Here is a 20509-nt window from a genome sequence, read left to right as displayed (position 1 = left end):
AGATCGGCAGCGTTCGGCGGAGGCTCGTGCGGTGCGACGTAGCGCCACACCGTGGTGCTCGGCGGCCGGCTCGGCCGCGGCCGGCTTCTCGGCCACCGCCTCGGCGGCGGTGTCCTCACGGACGGTGCGCGGCTCCGGCGGGCCGGCTGCGCGGGTGGCCCGACGAGGGGAGCGGGCGGGGGCGGGAGCCTCGGTGACCTCGGTGGCGGACGGCCATTCCGCCTCGGGGGTCTCGGTGCGCGCGGCGCGGGCGGCGCGCGGGGCAGCGGCGGCCGCCGGCCGCGACTCACCCGCCTGACGCTCCTGGATGGCCGTCACCAGCTCGCCCTTGCGCATCCGGGCGGTGCCGGAAATGCCCAACGAGGCGGCCAGGCTCTGCAGCTCGGGGAGCAGCATGCTGGACAGCCCCGTGCCGGAGCGCGCCCGCCGGCGCGTCGCGCCTGCCTCGGCGCCCTCTGCTCCGGTGGAGACATCCGACGTGACGTCGGTGGTGTCGCTCAATGGATTCCTTCCCTCGTTAGGCCGGAGCTGCCCGGATTCGAGACACGGTGGCCGGGCGGCCCGCGGTGTGCTCCCGCCTCGCGTGGGTGCGGGAGGTGTTGCAGCGCTGTGCGGTGGGCTGGACGCCACCATCTGCGGCCTGCCCAGCCGTGCGCGTGCGACCACAGGAAACGCGGGTTGGCGGCCGGGCGTGCGCAAGGGGTGCCACGGAAATCGGAGCACGCCGCCCCGCATGAGATCGCCGCACTGAGCGGCTGCTGTAGGACTAGAGAGTAATCAACTCAGCTAGCCAGCGGCAACAGGGTCCCGCTCGGCGTGTTCAAGCGTACCCCATCCCAGCTCACCGCCGAGACGTGCACCGGTCATGTCGACGTCCAGCGGCAGAACACGCCAACCCGGCATCGGCACGGGCGTCCAGTCGGCCACCGCGAACGCCAGCACGCTGGGCCCGGCGCCCGAGACCACGGCGGCCACGTGCTGGTCGCGCAGGCCGGCGACGAGCTCGGCGGTCGCCGGCATGCCTTCCGCGCGGTACCGCTGATGGAGCCGATCCTCAGTGGCGGCGAACAACCGGCCGGGGTCGCCGGCCAGCGCGTGCACCAGCAGCGCGGCGCGGCCCGCGTTGAACGCCGCGTCGGCGTGCGGCACCGCGGGCGGCAGCGCGGCGCGCGCCACCTCGGTCAGGCCGCGCTCCTCGGGCACGAAGACGACGGGGCGGATGCCGGGCGCCGGCTCCCGCCGTACTGCCGAAGCACCCCGGTTGTCGTCGTCGGTCCACGCGATCGTGAACCCGCCCAGCAGGCACGGCGCCACGTTGTCGGGGTGGCCCTCGATCTCGCTGGCCAGGGCCAGGGCGGCCACGTCGTCGAGGCGCTCGGCCCCGCCGTCGACCAGCCCGCGCGCCAGCACGATGCCCGCGACGATCGCGGCCGAGGACGAGCCGAGCCCCCGGGCCTGGGGAATGCGGTTGTCACACCGCAGGGCCAGGCCCGGGGGCTGCTCGCCGAGCAGGTCGAACGTCCGCCGCATGGTGCGGACCACGAGGTGGCTCTCGTCGCCGGGCAGGTCGCCCGCCCCCTCGCCGCGGACCTCGACCGTGACGCCGGCGGCGGCGACCCGGGCCTCGACCACGTCATACAGGGTCAGGGCGAGGCCCAGCGCGTCGAAGCCGGGACCGAGGTTCGCGCTCGTCGCGGGCACGCGGGCCACGACGGGTTCGGACAGCAGAGCCATGCCCCTCATCTCACCATGAGGACGTCGGGGTTCAGTCCTCGGGATCCGGCGGATCGGCCGGATCCGGCGGATCGGCCGGCTCCGCCCGCGATGCCCGGCCGGCCTGACGCAGGGCGAGGCGCAGCGCGAACTCGATCTGGGCGTTGACGCTGCGCAGGTCGTCGGCGGCCCAGCGGGCGACCGCGTCGTAGACCTGCGGATCGAGCCGCAGCAGCAGCTTCTTGCGCTCGGCCATGGCGGTCAGGCGTAGAGCGAGCCGGTGTTGACGACGGGCTGGACGTTGCGGTCGCCGCAGAGGACCACCAGCAGGTTGGCCACCATCTGCGCCTTGCGCTCCTCGTCGAGCTCGACGACCTCCAGCTCGCTGAGCCGCTCCAGCGCGCTCTGGACCATGCCCACGGCCCCCTCCACGATCTTGTAGCGGGCGCCGACGATGGCGCTGGCCTGCTGCCGGGCGAGCATCGCCTGGGCGATCTCCGGCGCGTAGGCGAGGTGGGTGATGCGCGACTCCAGCACCTCGACCCCGGCGAGCGAGACCCGCTCCCCCAGCTCGGTGCTGAGCTCCTCGCTGACCACGTTGCCCTCGCGCAGGCTGGCCCGGCCGTCGTCGTGCGCCTCGTAGGGGTAGCTGGTGGCGAGGTGCCGGACGGCCGCCTCGGCCTGGACCGCGACGTACGAGATGTGGTCGTCGACGCCGAAGCTGGCCTTGAACGTGTCGACGACCCGCCAGACGACGACGGCGGCGATCTCGACGGGGTTGCCGTCGGCGTCGGAGACCTTCAGCCGGGCGGTCTCGAAGTTGCGGACCCGGCGCGAGATGCGCCGCTTGGCGCTGAACGGGACGGTCCAGTGGAAGCCGGCCTCCTGCAGCGTGCCGACATAGCGGCCGAAGAACTGCACGACCCGGGCCTCGTTCGGGTTGACCACGCTGAACCCGGCGGCGATGACGACCACGACCAGCGAGGCGGCGGCGACCAGGCCGCCGGCGGTGTCCTCGGGCAGGGACGCCACCACCGCGACCGACACGATCGCGATGGCCAGCAGCAGCGCGAGCATCAGGAACCCAGGAAGGCGGAACGCACGTCTCTCCATGACATCTCCCGGCTATCGAAGTGATATCACGAGGATAGCTCAGGCGCGCCGCTCGCGCCACGCCGGGTGACCAGCCCCCAGCCGATCGCGTACACGAGGGTCACCGCGCCGCTGATCGCCACCAGCGGGCGCGGGTCGACCCGGTCGACGAAGGCGCCGACGGCCAGCTGCGACACCGAGACGGCGAGGGTCGCGAGCATGACGTCGGTGGCGAAGACCCGGCCCCGCAGCGCGTCGGGCACCTCGGCCTGGAGCTGGTAGTTCGACATCATCCAGTTGCCGCCGCCGGCGAGGTGGGCGATGACGACGCCGACCAGCACGAGCGGGAACCAGCCGGCGACACTGACGCCGAGGTACGCGATGCCGTAGATCGCCATGGAAACGGCCAGGCCAGGCAGGATCCAGGCCCGGTGGTTCAGCACCCGCCGCAGCACCAGCGGCCCGATGAGCGCGCCGAGCCCCCGCGCCGCGAACAGCAGGCCGAGCCCCGCCGGGCCGGCCCCCAGCACGGCTGCCAGCAGCGGAAACGCGGTGAGGACGCCGTTGCCGAGGCCGACGGCGCACTTGACCGTGACGAGTGAGGCGACGCGCGGATGGTTCCGGATGTACCGCAGTGCCTCGCCCACCCCCGCCTGACCGTCCGCGGGCGCCCCCGCCTGGAGCGGGCGGCGGATCCGCCAGCCCTGGAAGGCGGCCAGCAGGAGCAGCGCGCTGGCGAGGCCGAAGCACGGGTAGGGGCCGGCGATCGACGACGCCACGCCGCCCAGCGACGCGCCGACGACCAGCATCGTGCCCCACGCCGAGCCGCTGAGCGCGTTGGCGGCCGGCAGGTCCTCCGCGTCGACGACGTTGGGCAGCCCGGCCGAGGCGGCCGGGACGAAGAACGCCTTCGCCACGGCGACGACCCCGATCGCGGCGACGGCGAGCCAGGCGGTCGCCGCGGTACGCACGAAGAGCAGACTCAAAGTGCACACCGCCATCGCCAGGTTGGCGGTGACCATGATCTTGCGGCGGTCGAGCCGGTCGGCGACCGTGCCCGTGTATGGCAGCAGCAGGGCGATCACGCCCGTGTCGGCGGCCAGCACGAGCGCGCCCCACACGCCGGAGCCGGTGAGCTGCGGCAGCAGGCTGAGCAGGGGAATCATGACGAACCAGTCGGCACCCAGCCCGATCAGGTCGGCGGCGAAGAGGTGGCGGAAGTCCTTGTTGCGGGTAAGGACCGAGAGGGTTGGCGGCACGTACCACACCCTAGGTGTCCGATCTGGGCGTCGCCGTTCGTCATGCTGATGAAGCCGCTACCGAACGAGGAGCTGACATGAAGTACATGATGTTCGTCTGCACCGACAGCGCACCCGACACCGATCCGTCGCCGGAGCCCGACATCTTCGCCTGGGTCGAGGAGAACGACGCGAAGGGCCGGCGGGAGCAGGGCCACCAGCTCGCGCCGACGTCGTCGGCGACGACGGTCCGCGTCCGCAACGGCGAGCTGCTCGTCTCCGACGGCCCGTTCGCCGAGACGAAGGAGGTCATCGTGGGCTTCGACCTGATCGACTGCGCCGACCTCGACGAGGCGATCGAGGTGGCCCGCACTCACCCGATGGCCCGCAACGGCCGCATCGAGCTGCGCCCGTTCGCCGATCTGTGACGCCGTACGAGGTGGCGGCGGACGCGTTCCCGCGGATCGTCGCCACCCTCATCCGCATCACCGGCGACTGGAGCCTGGCCGAGGACTGCGCGCAGGACGCGCTGACGATGGCGCTGGAGCGGTGGCCCTCGACCGGCGTGCCGGACAACCCCGGCGGCTGGCTGATGACGGTGGCCCGCAACCGGGCGGTCGACGTGCTGCGCCGGTCCTCGGTCGAGCAGCGCAAGCTGCGTGAGCTGGCACAGCTCGGCTCCGGGGAGGCGCTCACCCATGAGATCGACGACGACCGCCTCCGGCTGGTCTTCACCTGCTGCCACCCTGCCCTGGCACTGGAGTCGCGCGTGGCCCTGACCCTGCGCGTCGTCTGCGGGGTCCCCACCGGGGCGATCGCGCGGGCGTTCCTGGCCTCGGAGTCGGCGATGACCCGCCGCCTGACGCGGGCAAAATCGAAGATCGCCGACGCCCACATCCCCTACCGGGTGCCGACCGGCCCGGCGCTGGCCGAACGCCTCCCCGGCGTCCTGGCGGTGTTGTACCTGCTCTTCACGCAGGGCTACAACGCGTCCGGCGAGCCGGCCTTCGCCGAGGAGGCGATCCGGCTGGCCCGGCTCCTGCGGTCGCTGATGCCGGCGGAGCCCGAGGTCGCCGCCGCGCTGGCGCTCTTCCTCTTCCAGCACTCCCGCCGCGCCGCCCGCCGGGACGCCGAGGGCAACCTGGTGACCCTGGACCAGCAGGACCGGACCCGCTGGGACACCGCGATGATCGCCGAGGCGGTCGCGCTGCTGCCCGCCTCGAACGGCCCCTACGCGCTGCAGGCCCGCATCGCCGCCTGCCACGCGACCTCGCCCGACCCCGCGTCGACGGACTGGGCGACCGTGGCCGCCACGTACGACGCGCTGATCCGGCTCCAGCCGACCCCGGTCATCGCCCTGAACCGGGCCGTGGCGCACGGCTACGCCCACGGCCCGGAGGCCGGCCTGCGGCTGCTGGCCGATGCGCGGGCCGGCGGCGCGCTGGACGACTACCCCCTGGCCCTGGCCGCCGAGGCCGACCTGGTCTCCCGCACGGGCGACGCGGTGCGGGCGGCCGACCTGTTCCGCGCGTCGGCCGCCCGCGTGACCTCCGAGCCCGAACGCCGGGCCCTGCTGGAGCGGGCCCGGTCGCTCAGCTGACCCGGCGGCGGATCCACAGGAACGAGACGCCGGCCAGGAGCAGGGCCAGGAGGGTGTACGCCGAGAGCTCGATCCACTGGAACGGCCAGTACCGGCTGCCCGGCTGGTAGGTGTACGAGAAGTGCAGGTTCTGCTGCGTCATGCACTCGAAGTCCTTGTCCGGGGTCCCGGTCATGCACTGGCGGGACTGGGTGCTGGTGTAGGGCGTCCCGTCCGCGTTGAACACCTTGAACTGCGAGTCCATCGGCCACGTGCCCGGCATGACGTAGCCCACGATGCTCGCCCCGGTCTCCGGACTCATGCCGAAGCCGTGCGCGTGCTGCATCGCCTCACCGTTGAACGCCACGGTGCTGGAGACCGGCGGCAGGAGGTGCGACCGGACCGCCGTCGGGACGACGACCTGCAGGGCCGCGAACACGGCCAGCACGATCGCCATCGCCGGGACCGTGCGCCGAACCAGCAGCCCGACGAGCACGCCCAGGACGAACGCGAACGCCGCGTAGCCCAGCGGTACGACGTTGCGCGCGGCGAAGCTCATCGCGGCGAACCGGTCGCCGGCCCACTGGTCGTAGCGGCTCACGCTCCACGTGAGCAGGAGGCTGAAGGCGCCGCTGACCGCCACCGCCGCAGCCCCGACCACCAGCAGCTTCACCGCGAGCCAGCGGCCGCGGGTGACGCTCTGGTTCCACACCAGCAGGTCGGTCTTCGTCTCCAGCTCCCGGGCCACCAGCGGCGCGCCCCAGAAGGCGCCGACGATGCCGGGAAGGGCGAGCAGCAGCAGGCCGAGCAGGGACACCTGCGCGACGTAACGGTCGGCGAACAGCCGCCGGCTGCTGGCGCAGTCGCTGGGCACGCAGTTGACCACGTCGGCGAGGTAGTCGTGCCGGATGCGGAACCCGAGGTAGACCAGGTAGGCCGCGAACACCGCCAGCCCGACCACCGCGACGAGGACCTGCGTGCGCAGCTGCCGCCAGGCGAGCCAGATCATCGCTGCACCTCCATCGCCATCATGTACGCCAGCCCGACGTCCTCCAGGTCGGCGCGCTCGGCACCGGGAACCGGCTCCGGCGACCGGATGATCGCCGTGGTACCGGCGACCGTCCGCTCGGTGTGCACGACCCGCGCCGCGGCCGGCAGCCGCCCGTCGAGCCCTCCACCGTCCACCCGCAGCCGGTGGTGCACCGCCAGCAGGTCGGTGACGTCACCGGCCAGCTGCACCTGCCCGCCGGCCAGCACCACCAGGTGGTCGCAGACGTGGGACAGGTCGCTCAGCAGGTGCGAGGACAGCACGACGCTCACCCCGAGCTCCTCGACGAACGACAGCAGGTCGTGCATGAACGCCCGGCGGGCGATCGGGTCCAGCGACGCGACCGGCTCGTCGAGAATCAGCAGCTCACCCCGCTTCGCCGCGGCGACGGTCAGGGCCAGCTGGGCGCGCTGGCCGCCGGAGAGGCGGCCCGCCTTCTGCGCCGGGTCCAGGCCCAGCCGGTCGATGCGCCGCCGGGCGAGCGACTCGTCCCATCCCGGGTTGAGGCGCGCGCCGAGCTTCAGGTGCTCGGCAACCGACAGCCCGGCGTAGACCGGCGCGTCCTGCGCGACGAAGCCGACCCGTGCCAACTGGGCGGCGGTGCCCGCCGGCCGCCCACCCAGTACCTCGATGCGGCCCTCGCTGGGCGCGAACAGCCCGCAGGTCAGCGACAGCAGCGTGGACTTGCCGGCCCCGTTCGGCCCGACCAGGCCCACGATCTTCCCGGCCGGCACCCGGAGGGTGCAGTCGGACAGTGCGGTCTTCCTGCCGTACCGCTTGGTCAGATGTTCCGTCTCGATGACGGCCGTCATGGATCCTCTCCCGTCTGCGTGTGCATTGACGGCAGTTGTAGTCCGCGGCCGGTCACAGCACGGTCCGCGCGGCTGTGACCAGGCTGTGACCGTACTGTGACTAGGCTCGGCGCGGTGAGAGTGCTGGTGGTGGAGGACCAGAAGCAGCTCGCCGACTCGGTCGCGCGGGTGCTGCGCCGGGAGGGCATGGCCGTCGACGTCGCCTACGACGGCGCGGCCGCGCTGGAGCGCACGGACCTCGTCGACTACGACGTCGTCGTGCTCGACCGGGACCTGCCCGCCGTGCACGGCGACGAGGTGTGCCGCACGCTCATCGCCCGCGAGTCGCCCAGCCGGGTGCTCATGCTGACCGCCTCGGGCACCGTCGCGCAGCGGGTCGAAGGCCTCGGCATCGGCGCCGACGACTACCTGCCGAAGCCGTTCGCCTATGCGGAGCTGGTCGCGCGGATCCGGGCTGTCGGCCGCCGCACCCGTCCAGCCGTCCCGCCCGTGCTCACCCACGGCGACCTGCGGCTGGACCCGGCCCAGCGGGTCGCCACCCGGGCCGGCGCGCGCCTGCCGCTCAGCCCGAAGGAGCTCGCCGTGCTGGAGTACCTGCTGACCGCTCAGGGCCGGGTCGTCTCGGCCGAGGAGCTGCTCGACCAGGTCTGGGACGAGGCCGCCGACCCGTTCACCACCACCGTGAAGGCCACCATCAACCGGCTGCGGGCGAAGCTCGGCGACCCGCCGCTCATCGAGACCGTCGCCCGCGCCGGCTACCGGATCTGAGCACCGTGCGCCCCTCGAACCGGCTGCGGTGGCGGCTCACGCTCCTGTACTGCCTCGTGACCGTCGTCTCCGGTGCCGTGCTGCTGATCATCGTCGCCAGCCTGAACGGCGCCCTGCCCGACCGGTCCGTCGGGCCGCCCGGCGCCGCCGCGGTACCACCGCCGGTGCCCGGCCTCGGCCGCGAAGAGATCCCGGAGAAGCCCCCTGACCTGACCGGGGACGACTTCCCCGATGAGATGCTGGTCGTGCCCGGCATCGCGCTGCTGCTCATGGTGCCGCTGTCGCTCGGCTTCGGCTGGCTGATCGCCGGGCGGATGCTGCGCCCGATCCGCACGATGAGCGGCTCGCTGCAGCGCATCTCCGGCCGAAACGTCCACGAGCGACTCGCCCTGACCGGTCCCCGCGACGAGTTCAAACACCTCGCCGACACCATCGACGGGCTGCTCGGGCGGCTCGAGGTGGCCCTCGACGGGCACAAACGGTTCGTCGCCAACGCCGCGCACGAGCTGCGCACGCCGCTGACCGTGGAGCATGCCCTCCTCGAGGAGCCGCTCATCGACCCGGACGCCACCACCGAGTCGTACCGCGCCAACTTCGAGCAGCTGCTGGCGATCAACCGGCACCGCGGCGAGCTGCTGGAGTCGCTGCTCACCCTCGCCGGCAGCGAGTCGGCCCGCGACGAGGGCGAGCCGCTCGACCTCGACGAGGTGGTCACCACGGCGCTGGCCGAGCGGTCCGCGGAGCTGCAACGCCACGACCTGCGCCTGCAGACGGTGATCCGCCCGGCGACGATGGTCGGCGACCGGATGCTGCTGGCCCGCCTCGTGGCCAACCTGCTCGACAACGCCATCCACTACAACGAGCCGGCCGGTGCCGTCGAGGTGCACGTCCGCGGCATCGACGGCCACGTCCGCCTGATCGTGGCCAACACCGGCGCGGTGGTACCACCAGAGCAGGTCGAGCGCCTCTTCGAACCGTTCCAGCGGATGCGCCGCGTCGCCGACGACGGCCACCACGGCCTGGGCCTGTCCATCGTGCGGGCGATCGCGGTCGCCCACGCCGCCCACCTGACCGCGCAGTCCCGCCCCGGCGGAGGCCTCACCGTCGAACTCCACTTCCCGGCCTGACCGACGGACGATGCGCGCTGCTGGACCCCGCTCGATCTCGAGGTCACCGTAAATCGACGGATCGGGCAGGCTGCCTTACCACGTCCTCGGCGCACTGTTACATTAATAATCAATGCTCGTCATTGTTGGCGACCCCTCACGTCAACGGTCGGAGCACGGTCAGTCCAGGCATCTCGGCCGTCCACGCCCCGTTCCACCCTCACCCTCGGCGGCCTGAACCGGCTCCTGGACCAACGCTGCAACTCCTCCCTGATCGGCGGCAGGGCGGTGCCACACCCGGACCCGGCGACGTCCGGTGATCACCAGCCACCCCACCAGGTGCGATCGGCGCGCTCCGTCCCGCCGAAAGGAAGTAGACGATCGTGAGGCTCCGGCTCACACTCCTACTCACAGCGTTGTCAACCGCTGCGACCTTCCTGCCCGTTTCGCAGGCGTCCGCGGCGACCGCGGCGACCTTCTACGCGTCGCCGACCGGTTCCGGGTCGTCGTGCACGCAGACGGCTCCATGTTCGCTGGCGGGAGCCCAGGGCGCGGTGCGCGCCAAGCTCGTCGCCGATCCCGGCGCGGACGTGCAGGTGCTGCTCGCCGACGGCACGTACCGGCTGTCGAGCACGTGGAAGTTCACCGCCGCCGACTCGGGCAGCGCGGGGCACCCCGTCGTGTGGCGCGCGGCGCCGGGCGCAGTCCCGGTGATCTCCGGCGCGACCCAGGTGACCGGCTGGGCCCAGGAGGGCACGAGCGGCATCTGGTCCGCGCCGGTGCCGTCGGGCAGCCAGACCCGGCAGGTGTACGTCGACGGCAAGCGAGTGCCGGTGGCCGGCGCGCCGCTGTCGGAGCTCGGATGGAACGGCACCTGGACCGGTTCGTCGTCCGGATACAACATCAACGGCGACGCCGCCGCGAAGGCGTGGTTCGGCGCGCGCACGGCGGCCGAGGTAGCGCGGGTGCAGTTCGACTATCCCGGCGGCAACGGCCCGTGGACCGAGTCGCGCTGCCCGGTCGCGAGCTACACCGCCAGCACGGCGGTGCTGACGATGGCGCAGCCCTGCTGGACGAACGTGACCAACCGGGCCAGCTTCAGCCAGGGCAGCGGCGGCCTGCCGTCCATGTCGGTGAACACCAAGCCGGCACGCGTCGACTACGCCAAGGCGCTGCTCAGCGCCGGCGAATGGTTCCTCGACCCGGCGGCGAACAGGCTGTATTACCAGCCCGAGTCCGGCCAGCAGGTGCCGAACCTCGATGTGGAGCTCCCGCGCCTGGAGTCGCTGCTGCAGGGCGCGGGCACGCTGGCCAACCCGCTGCACGACATCACGTTCGCGGGGCTGCAGTTCTCCTACGCCACGTGGAACGATCCCTCACGCCCTGCGGGCTTCTCCGACGTGCAGAGCAACCTGCGCATCACCGAGGGCCGCAACCAGGGCATGTGCAACTTCTCGAGCCCGGCGGGCAGCTGCCCGTGGGGCGCGCTGACCCAGCCGCTGGCCAACGTCGCGTTCACCGCCACCACCAACCTCACCCTGGCCGGCAACCGGTTCGTCAACCTCGGCGGCGCCGGCCTCAGCGTCATGTACGGCGCCCGCAACACCCTCATCCAGGGCAACGAGTTCACCGAGATCGCCTCGACGGCGCTGCTGCTGGGCTGCACCTACGACCCGACGCCGACGAACGCGTCCGAGGCGCAGGGCATCAAGGACCACTGCACGCCCGATCCCACGGCGGTCAGCGGTGACAGCATCGGTCTCAACGAGATCCTCACCAACACCACCGTGTCGGACAACGTGATCCACCGCATCGGCACCGAGTACTCCTCCGCGTGCGGCATCACGCTGCTGTTCTCCCGCGGCACGAAGATCACGAACAACGCGCTCTACGACCTGCCCTACACCGCGATCACCGCCGGGGTCATCCAGGGCCACGTCGACCAGGCGAGCACGCCGCAGAACTCCACCAACATCAACGAGAACAACACGATCAGCAACAACCTCTTCCACGACTACATGTCGGTGCGCAGCGACGGCGGCGCGATCTACGCCGAGGGTCACCAGGCCGGCTACGTCAACAAGGCCGACGGCACGATCGACCCGGTCGCGACGCTCGCGAAGGGCCTGCAGGTCAAGGGCAACGTCGCCTTCAACGGCCGCAACACCAACTTCACCTACTACAACGACGCCGGCTCCGAGTGGATCAACTGGGAGGGCAACGTCGCCTTCAGCGCCGGCGGCGCCGCGCAGGGCGGCTGCAGCCCCACCGGCCATTTCTGGATCCGGAACAACTATTTCTCCGCGCCCATCCAGTCGTACCCGTGCAACCCTCCGGTCGACTCGAACGCCTCCGGCAACGTCTCGATCCCGGCGACCCCCGGCCCCGGCACCATCCCGACGAGCATCCTCGCTGCAGCGGGCCTGACCTCCGCCTACGTCGCCCAGCCAAACGCGGGCGCACCACAGGTCCGCTACATCTCCCCGACGAACGCCACCCAGGTCCTCGTCGGCGGCCACGGCTTCACCGCCACGACCCCGGTCTTCGTCAAGAACGTCCAGGTCACCGGCGTACAGTTCGTGTCCGGAGGCTTCCTCGTCGTGCCGATCCCGGCCGGCACCACCACGGCCGACATCCGAGTAGGCGCCGGCGACGGCCCGGCCACCGCCGGCCGCCTCGACGACACCGACAGCCACATCCTGTACAGCGGCTTCAGCCAACAGTCCGGCCGCACGTTCGGCGATCTCAACGGCGACATCCACTACGCCACCACGAACGGCTCGACGGCCACCCTGACCTTCACCGGTACGGGCATCACGGTCTACGGCGAGCAGAACACCGACCAGGGCAACCTCGGCATCACCATCGACGGCGGCACCCAACAGGTCGTGAGCACCATCCCCACCGACGGCGTCCGCCACGCCAACGTGGCGGTCTACACCAGAACCGGCCTGACGGCCGGCACCCACACCATCGTGGTGACGAAACTGTCCGGCACCTACGCGGTCCTCGACGGCTTCGCCGTCCTGAACACGGGCCCGACGACGGTCCGGCTGGACAACCCGGACAGCCGCATCACGTACAGCGGCTTCACCCTCCAGTCGGGCCGCACGTTCGGCGATCTCAACGGCGACATCCACTACGCCACCACGAACGGCTCGACGGCCACCCTGACCTTCACCGGTACGGGCATCACGGTCTACGGCGAGCAGAACACCGACCAGGGCAACCTCGGCATCACCATCGACGGCGGCACCCAACAGGTCGTGAGCACCATCCCCACCGACGGCGTCCGCCACGCCAACGTGGCGGTCTACACCAGAACCGGCCTGACGGCCGGCACCCACACCATCGTGGTGACGAAGCTGTCCGGCACCTACGCGGTCCTCGACGGCTTCGCCGTGACGTCGGCCTGACCACCACCGCTTCAAGGCGGGGTGAAGGCGTGCCACAACCGCGCCATCACCCCGCCGTTCGAACGACAAAGACCCCGGGCCGCAAGGGCTCGGGGTCTTTGAAAGTCCGATCAGTCGAGCGGAAATCCGGCTCCACGAAAACGCGTCGCCACCGTCGTCGGAGACCGCGCCATCCCCTCGGACCGCGAGGCTCCCGCCGGGCCATCCGAAGGGCGTAGGAGCGACATCGGACTCGGGGGCGTATAGGGGGTGGCCAGCCGATCATGACCGGAACCGTCGGTGACAGCCGGACATACGGGTGAAGCCCCGGACCGCATTCTCGCTGGTCCAGGGCTTCATTTTTGGCTGGTGAGAGCCGCTTTCAAAGTGGTGCCCCCGGCAGGATTCGAACCTGCGCCCCCGCCTCCGGAGGGCGGTGCTCTATCCCCTGAGCTACGGGGGCCTCGGCTAAGGCCTCGCAAAGACTAGCAGAACCCTCCCGTCCGCCGCGCATCAGATACCCCCGCGGCGGACGGGACCGGGCCTACGACGACAGGGGCTGGGCGCCCAGGTCCTTCAGCAGCTCCGTCAGCTGCGATATGTCGTACTGCTGCGACACCCGCATCTTCTCCGCCGCATCGCGGACCTCCGGATCGGAAGCCTTCGTCGCCGCCACCTCGGCCATGTGGATGCCGCCCAGGTGGTGGCGCAGCATCAGCTGGCACCACAGGGCGTCGAAGTTCTTGCCCTTGGACGACTTCAGCTTGTCCAGCTCGGCCTTCGAGGCCATCCCCGGCATGCGGCCGTCGGACTGCAGCGCGTTCTGGCCGTCCGGCATCCAGGCCATGGGGCGGGTGCTCGTCGTGGGCGACAGGTGCCACTCCACCAGCCAGGTCTGCATCTGGCCGATCTGCCATTGCTGGCTGGCCGCGATGTCGTACCCCAGCGTCCGCACATGCTCCGAGTCGCCCAGGCGGAAGGCGAACATCGCCATCTCGACCGCCTGAGCGTGGTGGGTGCTCATGTCGCGGGCGAAGCCGGCGTCGATCGAGTCGTCGCCCGGCTTGCGGAGGTTGGGGACCAGGTAGCCGATGGCTACGCCCGTCACCAGCAGGAGGACGGCGGCGAGCACGCCCATGCCCAGGCGTGCTCGCCCCGAAAGTTGCGCAAACACGGTAGGTCAGTTGCCCATTCCGGTGCCGCCGCCGTCCTTGCCCAGGTCGCGCGGCGTGCTGCCGGTCTCGGTGATGACGTCACCGCTGGAGCAGGGCGTGCCGGCCTCCAGGGAGGCGTTCTGGCGCAGCGCCTTGACGAACTCGTCGATGCGCGGGTCGCTGGCGTTGTCGACCTTGAGCTGGAAGCCCCACGCCTGCATGGAGATCGCCTTGTCCTGGTCGGCGAACGGGCTCATCAGCATGTAGTCGTTGCCGCGGACCTTCTTGGCCAGCGTCTCCACCTGGTCGGCGGGCAGGTCCGGCTTGTACGTGATCCAGACCGCGCCGTGCTCCAGGCTGTGCAGCGCGTGCTCGGTCGCGATGGGTGCCGTGTAGACGTCGCCCATGCACCGCTGCCAGTTCGGGTTGTGGTTGCCGGCGACCGGGGGCTTCATGTTGTACGTCTGGGGGCCCCACACGTGCTCACGCTGGTCGACCAGGGCCTTGTCGGTCTTGCGGTAGTCCTTGATGCCCTCGATGCGGTCGGCCCGGTCCTGCCAGCTGAGGCCGTTCTCGTACACCTGCCAGCCGGCGAAGCCGATGATGCCGAGCGCGAGCACGCCGACGGTGGTGAACAGCGCGATCGGGCCCCAGGATGTGCCCTGCTTGACCTTGACCGGGGCGATCTTCTTGCCGACGGGCCGGGTCGAGCCGCCGGGACGCTTGCCGGCCGGAGCCGTCTTGCGCGCCGGGGCCGACTTGCGCGGCTGGGCCTTCGGGCGGGCGGGAGCCTTCGGCTCGTCGTCCGAGGACTCGGAGGTCTCGTCGGAGGAGGTCTCGTCGACGACGTCCTCGATCTCGTCGACGTCCGAGACGGCCGAGGCGTCCTCGAGATCCTCGTCGCCACCCTGCTTCGGCTTGGCGCCGGACACGGCTTTCGTGGACGGCTTGCGGTTGCCGCCGCCGTGCTGGGTGCTCATGCTCATTTCGTCGCCTCGCAACGCTGGGCAGTGGGGTCGCTCATCGGGCCTCGTCTGGTCAACGGTCGGGGGGTTTCGGGCGGAAACTCGGCCGGCCGTCCCGCATTGTGACCAGCACAACGGGCCGCCGCCAAGTACGGGAGTCTACCCCCGATAACATTTGTCGGTGACTCCCGCTGAACTCGCCGTAGCAGTCCTCGCCGCCGCGCGGGCGGCCATCACCGAGCGTGACCTCGACGCGTCCGTTCTTCCGGTGACCACCAGCGTGGAGCGACCGCGAAACCCGGAGCATGGTGACTATGCGTCGAATATCGCCCTGCAGTTGGGCAAGAAGGTCGGGCTGAACCCGCGCGATCTTGCCGCCGCCGTCGCGAAAAACTTGCAGGAAACTCCCGGGATCGACAGCGTTGAGATCGCCGGGCCCGGCTTCCTCAACATCCGGCTGTCCGCCGCGGCCGCCGGCGCGCTGGCGGGGCTCGTGGTGCGGGCCGGCTCGGCGTACGGGCGGAGCGAGACGCTCGCCAAGGAGACGATCAACCTGGAGTTCGTCTCGGCGAACCCCACCGGCCCGGTCCACCTCGGCCACACCCGCTGGGCGGCGGTCGGCGACGCGCTCGGCCGCATCCTCACCGCTGCGGGCGCCGACGTCACCCGCGAGCACTACATCAACGACGCCGGCGTGCAGATGGCCCGCTTCGGCGAGTCGGTGATGGCGGCCGCGAACAACCAGCCCACCCCGCCGGATGGTTATCCGGGTGAGTACATCCAGGACATCGCCGCCCAAATCGTCCGGGAAAATCCGGACATTCTGGAAAAATCCGATAAAGAGCAAGCGGAAGCCTTCCAGCAGGCGGGCTACACGGCCATGCTGAAGGAGATGCAGGACAGCCTCGAGCGGTTCGGCGTCCACTTCAACGTCTGGTTCTCCGAGAAGACCCTGCACGACGGCGGCGCGGTCGAGCACGCCCTCGACGAGCTGCGCAAGCAGGGCCACGTCTTCGAGTCCGAGGGCGCCATCTGGCTGCGCACCACCGACTTCGGCGACGACAAGGACCGTGTGCTCATCCGGTCCAACGGCGAGAAGACGTACTTCGCCGCCGACGCCGCCTACTACATCAACAAGCGGGAACGCGGCTTCGAGCGCTGCATCTACATGCTGGGTGCCGACCACCACGGGTACATCGGCCGCCTCAAGGCCATCGCGGCCTGCGCCGGCGACGACCCGCAGCGCAACATCGAGGTGCTGATCGGCCAGCTGGTCAGCCTGCTGCGCGGCGGTGAGCCGGTCCGGCTCAGCAAGCGCGCCGGCACCCTGATCACGCTCGACGAGTTCATCGACGCCGTCGGCGTGGACGCCGCGCGGTACTCGCTGGCCCGCTCCTCGACCGACTCGCCGCTGACCCTCGACATCGAGGTCATCACCCGGCAGAAGAACGACAACCCGGTCTTCTACGTGCAGTATGTCGGCGCCCGGACGGCCTCCATCGCGCGCAACGCCGCCGAGCTCGGCCACACCCGGGGCGACGACTTCGACCCGTCGCTGCTCGTCCACGAGAAGGAGCTCGACCTGCTCAAGGCGCTGGGCGACTTCCCGTCGGTGGTCGCGACCGCCGCGGAGCTGCGCGAGCCGCACCGCGTGGCACGCTATTTGGAGGACCTTGCCGGCGCGTACCACCGGTTCTTCGACAACTGCCGGGTGCTGCCCCAGGGCGACGATCCGTTCACGGGGACCAACCGGGCGCGCCTGTGGCTCAACGACGCCACGCGCCAGGTCATCGTCAACGGCCTCGACCTGCTCGGGGTCTCCGCACCGGAACGGATGTAAGGAACATGCGCGCACACGAGGCGGGGGCACTGCACGCGGACCTCGGCGCCGCCAACGGCCCGTCATGGCTGCGGACCCCGGGCGACGTCAATGCTTTGGTCCCGATGCTGTGGCCCAAAACGGTCAACCGCACACAAAACGGCGCGCTGACCGTCGGCGGGCTGAGCGTCCAGGAGCTACAGGCCCAGCACGGCACCCCCGCCTACATCTTCGACGAGGCGGACTTCCGGGATCGCTGCCGCAGGTTCAAGGAGGCGTTCGGCGGCGCCGACGTCTACTACGCCGGCAAGGCCTTCATCGCCACCCACATCGTGCGCATCCTGGTGGAGGAGGGCCTCAGCCTCGACGTCTGCACCGGCGGTGAGCTGCGGGTAGCCCTGAACGGCGGCATGCCGCCGGAGCGCATCGGCCTGCACGGCAACAACAAGTCCCCACAGGAGCTGCGGCGAGCCGTCGAAGCGGGCGTCGGCCGCATCATCGTCGACTCCTTCGAGGAGATCGCCCGGCTGAGCGAGATCGCCCGCGAGACCAACACCAGGCCAAACGTCATGGTCAGGGTCACCGTCGGCGTCGAGGCCCACACCCACGAGTACATCGCCACCGCCCACGAGGACCAGAAGTTCGGCTTCTCGCTGGCCGGCGGCGCCGCCGAGCAGGCCGTCGAGCGCATCCTCAAGGACGACGTCCTGAACCTCCGCGGCCTCCACTCGCACATCGGCTCCCAGATCTTCGACTCGTCGGGCTTCGAGGTGGCCGCCCGGCGCATCCTGAGCCTCCAGGCGAAGATCCACGAGGTACACGGGACGGAACTTCCCGAACTCGACCTCGGCGGCGGCTTCGGCATCGCGTACACGACCCAGGACAGCCCGGCCGAGCCGGCCGACCTGGCCCGCGACCTCATGCGCATCGTCAAGCAGGAGTGTGCCGCCCTGCACCTGAGCGTGCCGCACCTGTCCGTCGAGCCGGGCCGCGCGATCGTCGGCCCGTCCATGTTCACGCTGTACGAGGTCGGCACCGTGAAGGACGTCGACGGCATCCGCACGTACGTCTCGGTCGACGGCGGGATGAGCGACAACATCCGCCCGGCGCTGTACGACGCCGCCTACTCGGCGACGATCGCCGGCCGGGCATCGTCCGAACCGCCGATTCTCGCCCGCGTGGTGGGAAAACATTGCGAGGCCGGGGACATCGTCGTGAAGGATGAGTTCCTGCCGGCCGACGTTCGCGCCGGAGATCTTCTTGCGGTTCCGGGCACCGGCGCCTATTGCCGCAGCATGGCGAGCAACTACAACCACGTGCCCCGCCCGCCGGTGGTCGCGGTGGTCGACGGGGTGTCGCGGGTGATCGTCCGCCGGGAGACCGAGGACGACCTGCTCAGACTGGACGTGGGGTGACAGATGCCGAAATCGGTCAAGGTGGCGCTGCTCGGGTGCGGCACGGTCGGTTCCGAGGTCGTGCGGTTGATGCACGAGCAGGAGCACGACCTGACGGCCCGCATCGGCGCGCCCCTGGAGCTGGTCGGCATCGCCGTGCGGCGCGCCGGCCGCGCCCGTGAGCTGCCGGTCGACCAGTCGCTCTTCACCACCGACGCGCTCGGCCTGATCAAGCGGGACGACGTCGACGTGGTGGTCGAGGTGGTCGGCGGCATCGAGCCGGCCCGCACCTGGCTGCTCGAGGCGCTGCACGGCGGCAAGAGCGTCGTGACGGCCAACAAGGCCCTGCTCGGCGAGGACGGCGCCACGCTGCACAAGGCCGCCGCCGACGCGGGCGCCGACCTCTACTACGAGGCCTCGGTGGCGGGCGCGATCCCGCTGCTGCGCCCGCTGCGCGACTCCCTGCACGGTGATCGCATCACCCGCGTGACGGGCATCGTCAACGGTACGACCAACTTCATCCTCTCCTCCATGGACACGAGCGGCGCCGGCTTCGCCGAGGCCCTCGAGGAGGCCACCGCCCTCGGCTACGCGGAGGCCGACCCCACCGCCGACGTCGAGGGCTTCGACGCCGCGGCGAAGGCGGCGATCCTGGCGTCGATGGCGTTCCACACCCGGGTGACCGCCGCCGACGTGTACCGCGAGGGCATCACCGAGGTCACCGCCGCCGACATGGCCAGCGCGAAGGCCATGGGCTGCACGATCAAGCTCCTGTGCATCGCCACCAAGCAGGACGGCGCCGTCTCCGTGCGCGTCCACCCGGCGATGATCCCGCGCACGCACCCGCTGGCCGGCGTGGGCGACGCGTTCAACGCGGTCTTCGTCGAGGCGGAGGCCGCCGGCCAGCTCATGTTCTACGGCCGGGGCGCCGGTGGCGCGCCGACCGCGAGTGCGGTGCTCGGCGACATCGTGGCCGTGTCCCGCAACCGGCTCGCCGGCACCCACGCGGCGTCCGAGTCGGCCTACGCTGACCTCCCGGTCGCACCGATCGGGGACGTGCTCACGAGGTACCACATCTCCTTGGACGTCTCGGACAAGGCGGGCGTGCTCGCGGCCGTCGCCGGGGTGTTCGCCAAGCACGGGGTCAGCATCGCGACCGTCAACCAGTCGGGTCGCGGCAACCAGGCCGTCCTGGTCATCGTCACGCACGCCGCGCCGGACAGGGCCCTCGCCGCGACCGTCGCCGAACTGCGAGCTTTGGACATTGTTCGGGCCGTGGCGAGCGTCCTGCGCGTCGAAGGAGAGTAACGCCATGTGGCGTGGCTTGATCGAAGAGTTCCGCGACCGCCTCCCGGTCACCGACCGGACCCCGGTGATCACCCTCCACGAGGGCAACACGCCCCTGCTCCCGGCGCCGGAGCTCTCCGCGCGCACGGGCTGCGACGTCTACCTGAAGGTCGAGGGCGCCAACCCGACGGGCTCCTTCAAGGACCGCGGCATGACGGTGGCGGTGTCGAAGGCGGTGGAGGAGGGCGCCAAGGCCATCATCTGCGCCTCGACGGGCAACACGTCGGCCTCGGCCGCCGCCTACGCCGCGAGAGCGGGCATCACCTGCGCCGTCCTGGTCCCCACGGGCAAGATCGCGCTGGGCAAGCTGGCCCAGGCCCTGGTTCACGGCGCCCGCCTCCTCCAGGTGACCGGCAACTTCGACGACTGCCTGGCGCTGGCGTCGAAGCTGTCCCTGGACTTCCCGGTGGCGCTGGTCAACTCGGTGAACCCGGACCGCCTGGAGGGCCAGAAGACGGCGTCCTTCGAGATCGTGGCAGGCTTGGGCAACGCTCCTGACATCCACTGCCTCCCGGTGGGCAACGCCGGCAACATCACGGCGTACTGGATGGGCTACAAGGAGGACAAGGCCGCCGGCAACGCGACCCGCACCCCGCGCATGTTCGGCTTCCAGGCCTCGGGCGCGGCCCCGATCGTCAAGGGCGAGGTGGTCCGCGAGCCGAGCACGATCGCCACGGCCATCCGCATCGGCAACCCGGCCAGCTGGACCAAGGCGGTCGACGCCCGGGACGAGTCCGGCGGCCTGATCGACGCCGTGACGGACCGCGACATCCTCCAGGCGTACCGCCTCCTGGCCCGCTCGGTGGGCGTCTTCGTCGAGCTCGGCAGCGCCGCGAGCGTGGCCGGCCTCCTCCAGGCAACCGCCCAGGGCAAGATCGACCCGGGCCAGACCATCGTCTGCACGGTCACGGGCCACGGCCTGAAGGACCCCGACTGGGCCATCTCGACGGCCCCGGCGCCGACCACCGTCCCGGCCGACGTGCTTGCCGCCGCGAAGGCCCTGGACCTGGCTTAGCGTTTCCGGGACTCGGGTCCGTGCAAGGCACGACCGTCGCTCCCGCCAGACACCGCTCGTGCCG

At 71.0% G+C, this 20509-nt stretch carries 18 protein-coding genes and 1 tRNA gene; 9 read left to right on the top strand and 10 right to left on the bottom strand.

What is annotated here, in order from left to right:
* The 5 genes from ABZS66_RS50570 to ABZS66_RS50550 form a co-directional block, all read right to left on the bottom strand.
* Positions 1–501: Rho termination factor N-terminal domain-containing protein (locus ABZS66_RS50570; RefSeq protein ID WP_354770237.1), on the bottom strand; the 501-nt coding region annotated here is incomplete at its 3' end.
* Between the two features lie 285 nt (positions 502–786).
* Positions 787–1734 (bottom strand): homoserine kinase, encoded by a 948-nt coding sequence (thrB, locus tag ABZS66_RS50565; RefSeq protein ID WP_354770236.1) that lies wholly within the window; start codon positions 1732–1734, stop codon positions 787–789.
* Positions 1735–1765: 31 nt separating this feature from the next.
* Positions 1766–1969: a hypothetical protein gene (locus ABZS66_RS50560; RefSeq protein ID WP_354770235.1), complete on the bottom strand. Its 204-nt coding sequence runs from the start codon at positions 1967–1969 to the stop codon at positions 1766–1768.
* A gap of 5 nt (positions 1970–1974) precedes the next feature.
* Positions 1975–2826 (bottom strand): SPFH domain-containing protein, encoded by an 852-nt coding sequence (locus ABZS66_RS50555; RefSeq protein WP_354770234.1) that lies wholly within the window; start codon positions 2824–2826, stop codon positions 1975–1977.
* Between the two features lie 26 nt (positions 2827–2852).
* Positions 2853–4064 carry an MFS transporter gene (locus tag ABZS66_RS50550; protein ID WP_354770233.1) on the bottom strand — a complete coding sequence of 404 codons (1212 nt, stop codon included), beginning with the start codon at positions 4062–4064 and terminating at the stop codon, positions 2853–2855.
* A 77-nt stretch (positions 4065–4141) separates the two neighbouring features.
* Between ABZS66_RS50550 and ABZS66_RS50545 the strand changes: the two genes are divergently transcribed.
* Positions 4142–4471: a YciI family protein gene (locus ABZS66_RS50545; protein ID WP_354770232.1), complete on the top strand. Its 330-nt coding sequence runs from the start codon at positions 4142–4144 to the stop codon at positions 4469–4471.
* Complete coding sequence (locus ABZS66_RS50540; protein WP_354770231.1) at positions 4468–5643, top strand: DUF6596 domain-containing protein; 1176 nt, start codon at positions 4468–4470, stop codon at positions 5641–5643. Before ABZS66_RS50545 ends, ABZS66_RS50540 begins: the two co-directional genes overlap by 4 nt.
* On the opposite strand, the gene ABZS66_RS50535 is transcribed toward ABZS66_RS50540, so the two are convergent.
* Complete coding sequence (locus ABZS66_RS50535) at positions 5636–6631, bottom strand: ABC transporter permease subunit (protein ID WP_354770230.1); 996 nt, start codon at positions 6629–6631, stop codon at positions 5636–5638. The genes ABZS66_RS50540 and ABZS66_RS50535 overlap by 8 nt on opposite strands.
* Positions 6628–7482 (bottom strand): ABC transporter ATP-binding protein, encoded by an 855-nt coding sequence (locus tag ABZS66_RS50530; protein WP_354770229.1) that lies wholly within the window; start codon positions 7480–7482, stop codon positions 6628–6630. The genes ABZS66_RS50535 and ABZS66_RS50530 overlap by 4 nt, the downstream gene beginning before the upstream one ends.
* A gap of 114 nt (positions 7483–7596) precedes the next feature.
* Between ABZS66_RS50530 and ABZS66_RS50525 the strand changes: the two genes are divergently transcribed.
* The 3 genes from ABZS66_RS50525 to ABZS66_RS50515 all read left to right on the top strand — a co-directional run bounded on the left by ABZS66_RS50525 (position 7597) and on the right by ABZS66_RS50515 (position 12772).
* Entirely contained in the window at positions 7597–8250 is a 654-nt protein-coding gene (locus tag ABZS66_RS50525; protein ID WP_354770228.1) for a response regulator transcription factor, read from the top strand.
* 5 nt (positions 8251–8255) lie between these two features.
* The gene (locus ABZS66_RS50520; protein WP_354770227.1) at positions 8256–9377 is read left to right on the top strand and encodes a HAMP domain-containing sensor histidine kinase; all 1122 of its coding nucleotides are present in this window, start codon (positions 8256–8258) and stop codon (positions 9375–9377) included.
* 533 nt (positions 9378–9910) lie between these two features.
* Positions 9911–12772 carry a hypothetical protein gene (locus ABZS66_RS50515; protein ID WP_354770226.1) on the top strand — a complete coding sequence of 954 codons (2862 nt, stop codon included), beginning with the start codon at positions 9911–9913 and terminating at the stop codon, positions 12770–12772.
* 367 nt (positions 12773–13139) lie between these two features.
* Here the strand turns inward: ABZS66_RS50515 and ABZS66_RS50510 are convergent.
* From ABZS66_RS50510 to ABZS66_RS50500, 3 genes are all read right to left on the bottom strand, one after another.
* A tRNA-Arg gene (locus ABZS66_RS50510) sits at positions 13140–13214 on the bottom strand.
* Between the two features lie 81 nt (positions 13215–13295).
* A complete protein-coding gene (locus tag ABZS66_RS50505) occupies positions 13296–13889 on the bottom strand; it encodes a DUF305 domain-containing protein (RefSeq protein WP_354770225.1) in 594 nt (197 codons plus the stop codon).
* Positions 13890–13931: 42 nt separating this feature from the next.
* Positions 13932–14885 carry a DUF3105 domain-containing protein gene (locus ABZS66_RS50500; protein WP_354770224.1) on the bottom strand — a complete coding sequence of 318 codons (954 nt, stop codon included), beginning with the start codon at positions 14883–14885 and terminating at the stop codon, positions 13932–13934.
* Positions 14886–15051: 166 nt separating this feature from the next.
* Between ABZS66_RS50500 and argS the strand changes: the two genes are divergently transcribed.
* Genes argS through thrC form a run of 4 tightly spaced genes read left to right on the top strand, consistent with a single transcriptional unit; the run spans position 15052 to position 20445 of the window.
* Positions 15052–16710 (top strand): arginine--tRNA ligase, encoded by a 1659-nt coding sequence (gene argS / locus ABZS66_RS50495; RefSeq protein WP_354770223.1) that lies wholly within the window; start codon positions 15052–15054, stop codon positions 16708–16710.
* Between the two features lie 5 nt (positions 16711–16715).
* Positions 16716–18104: a diaminopimelate decarboxylase gene (gene lysA / locus ABZS66_RS50490; protein ID WP_354770222.1), complete on the top strand. Its 1389-nt coding sequence runs from the start codon at positions 16716–16718 to the stop codon at positions 18102–18104.
* Positions 18105–18107: 3 nt separating this feature from the next.
* Positions 18108–19391 carry a homoserine dehydrogenase gene (locus ABZS66_RS50485; RefSeq protein ID WP_354770221.1) on the top strand — a complete coding sequence of 428 codons (1284 nt, stop codon included), beginning with the start codon at positions 18108–18110 and terminating at the stop codon, positions 19389–19391.
* A 4-nt stretch (positions 19392–19395) separates the two neighbouring features.
* A complete protein-coding gene (thrC, locus tag ABZS66_RS50480) occupies positions 19396–20445 on the top strand; it encodes a threonine synthase (protein ID WP_238014550.1) in 1050 nt (349 codons plus the stop codon).
* The last annotated feature ends 64 nt before the right edge of the window (positions 20446–20509 follow it).

The sequence above is a fragment of the Dactylosporangium sp. NPDC005572 genome, from assembly GCF_040605515.1.
Classification (GTDB): Bacteria; Actinomycetota; Actinomycetes; order Mycobacteriales; family Micromonosporaceae; genus Dactylosporangium.
Note: the sequence above shows the minus strand (reverse complement) of the source record. Positions and strands in the feature narration are given on the sequence as shown.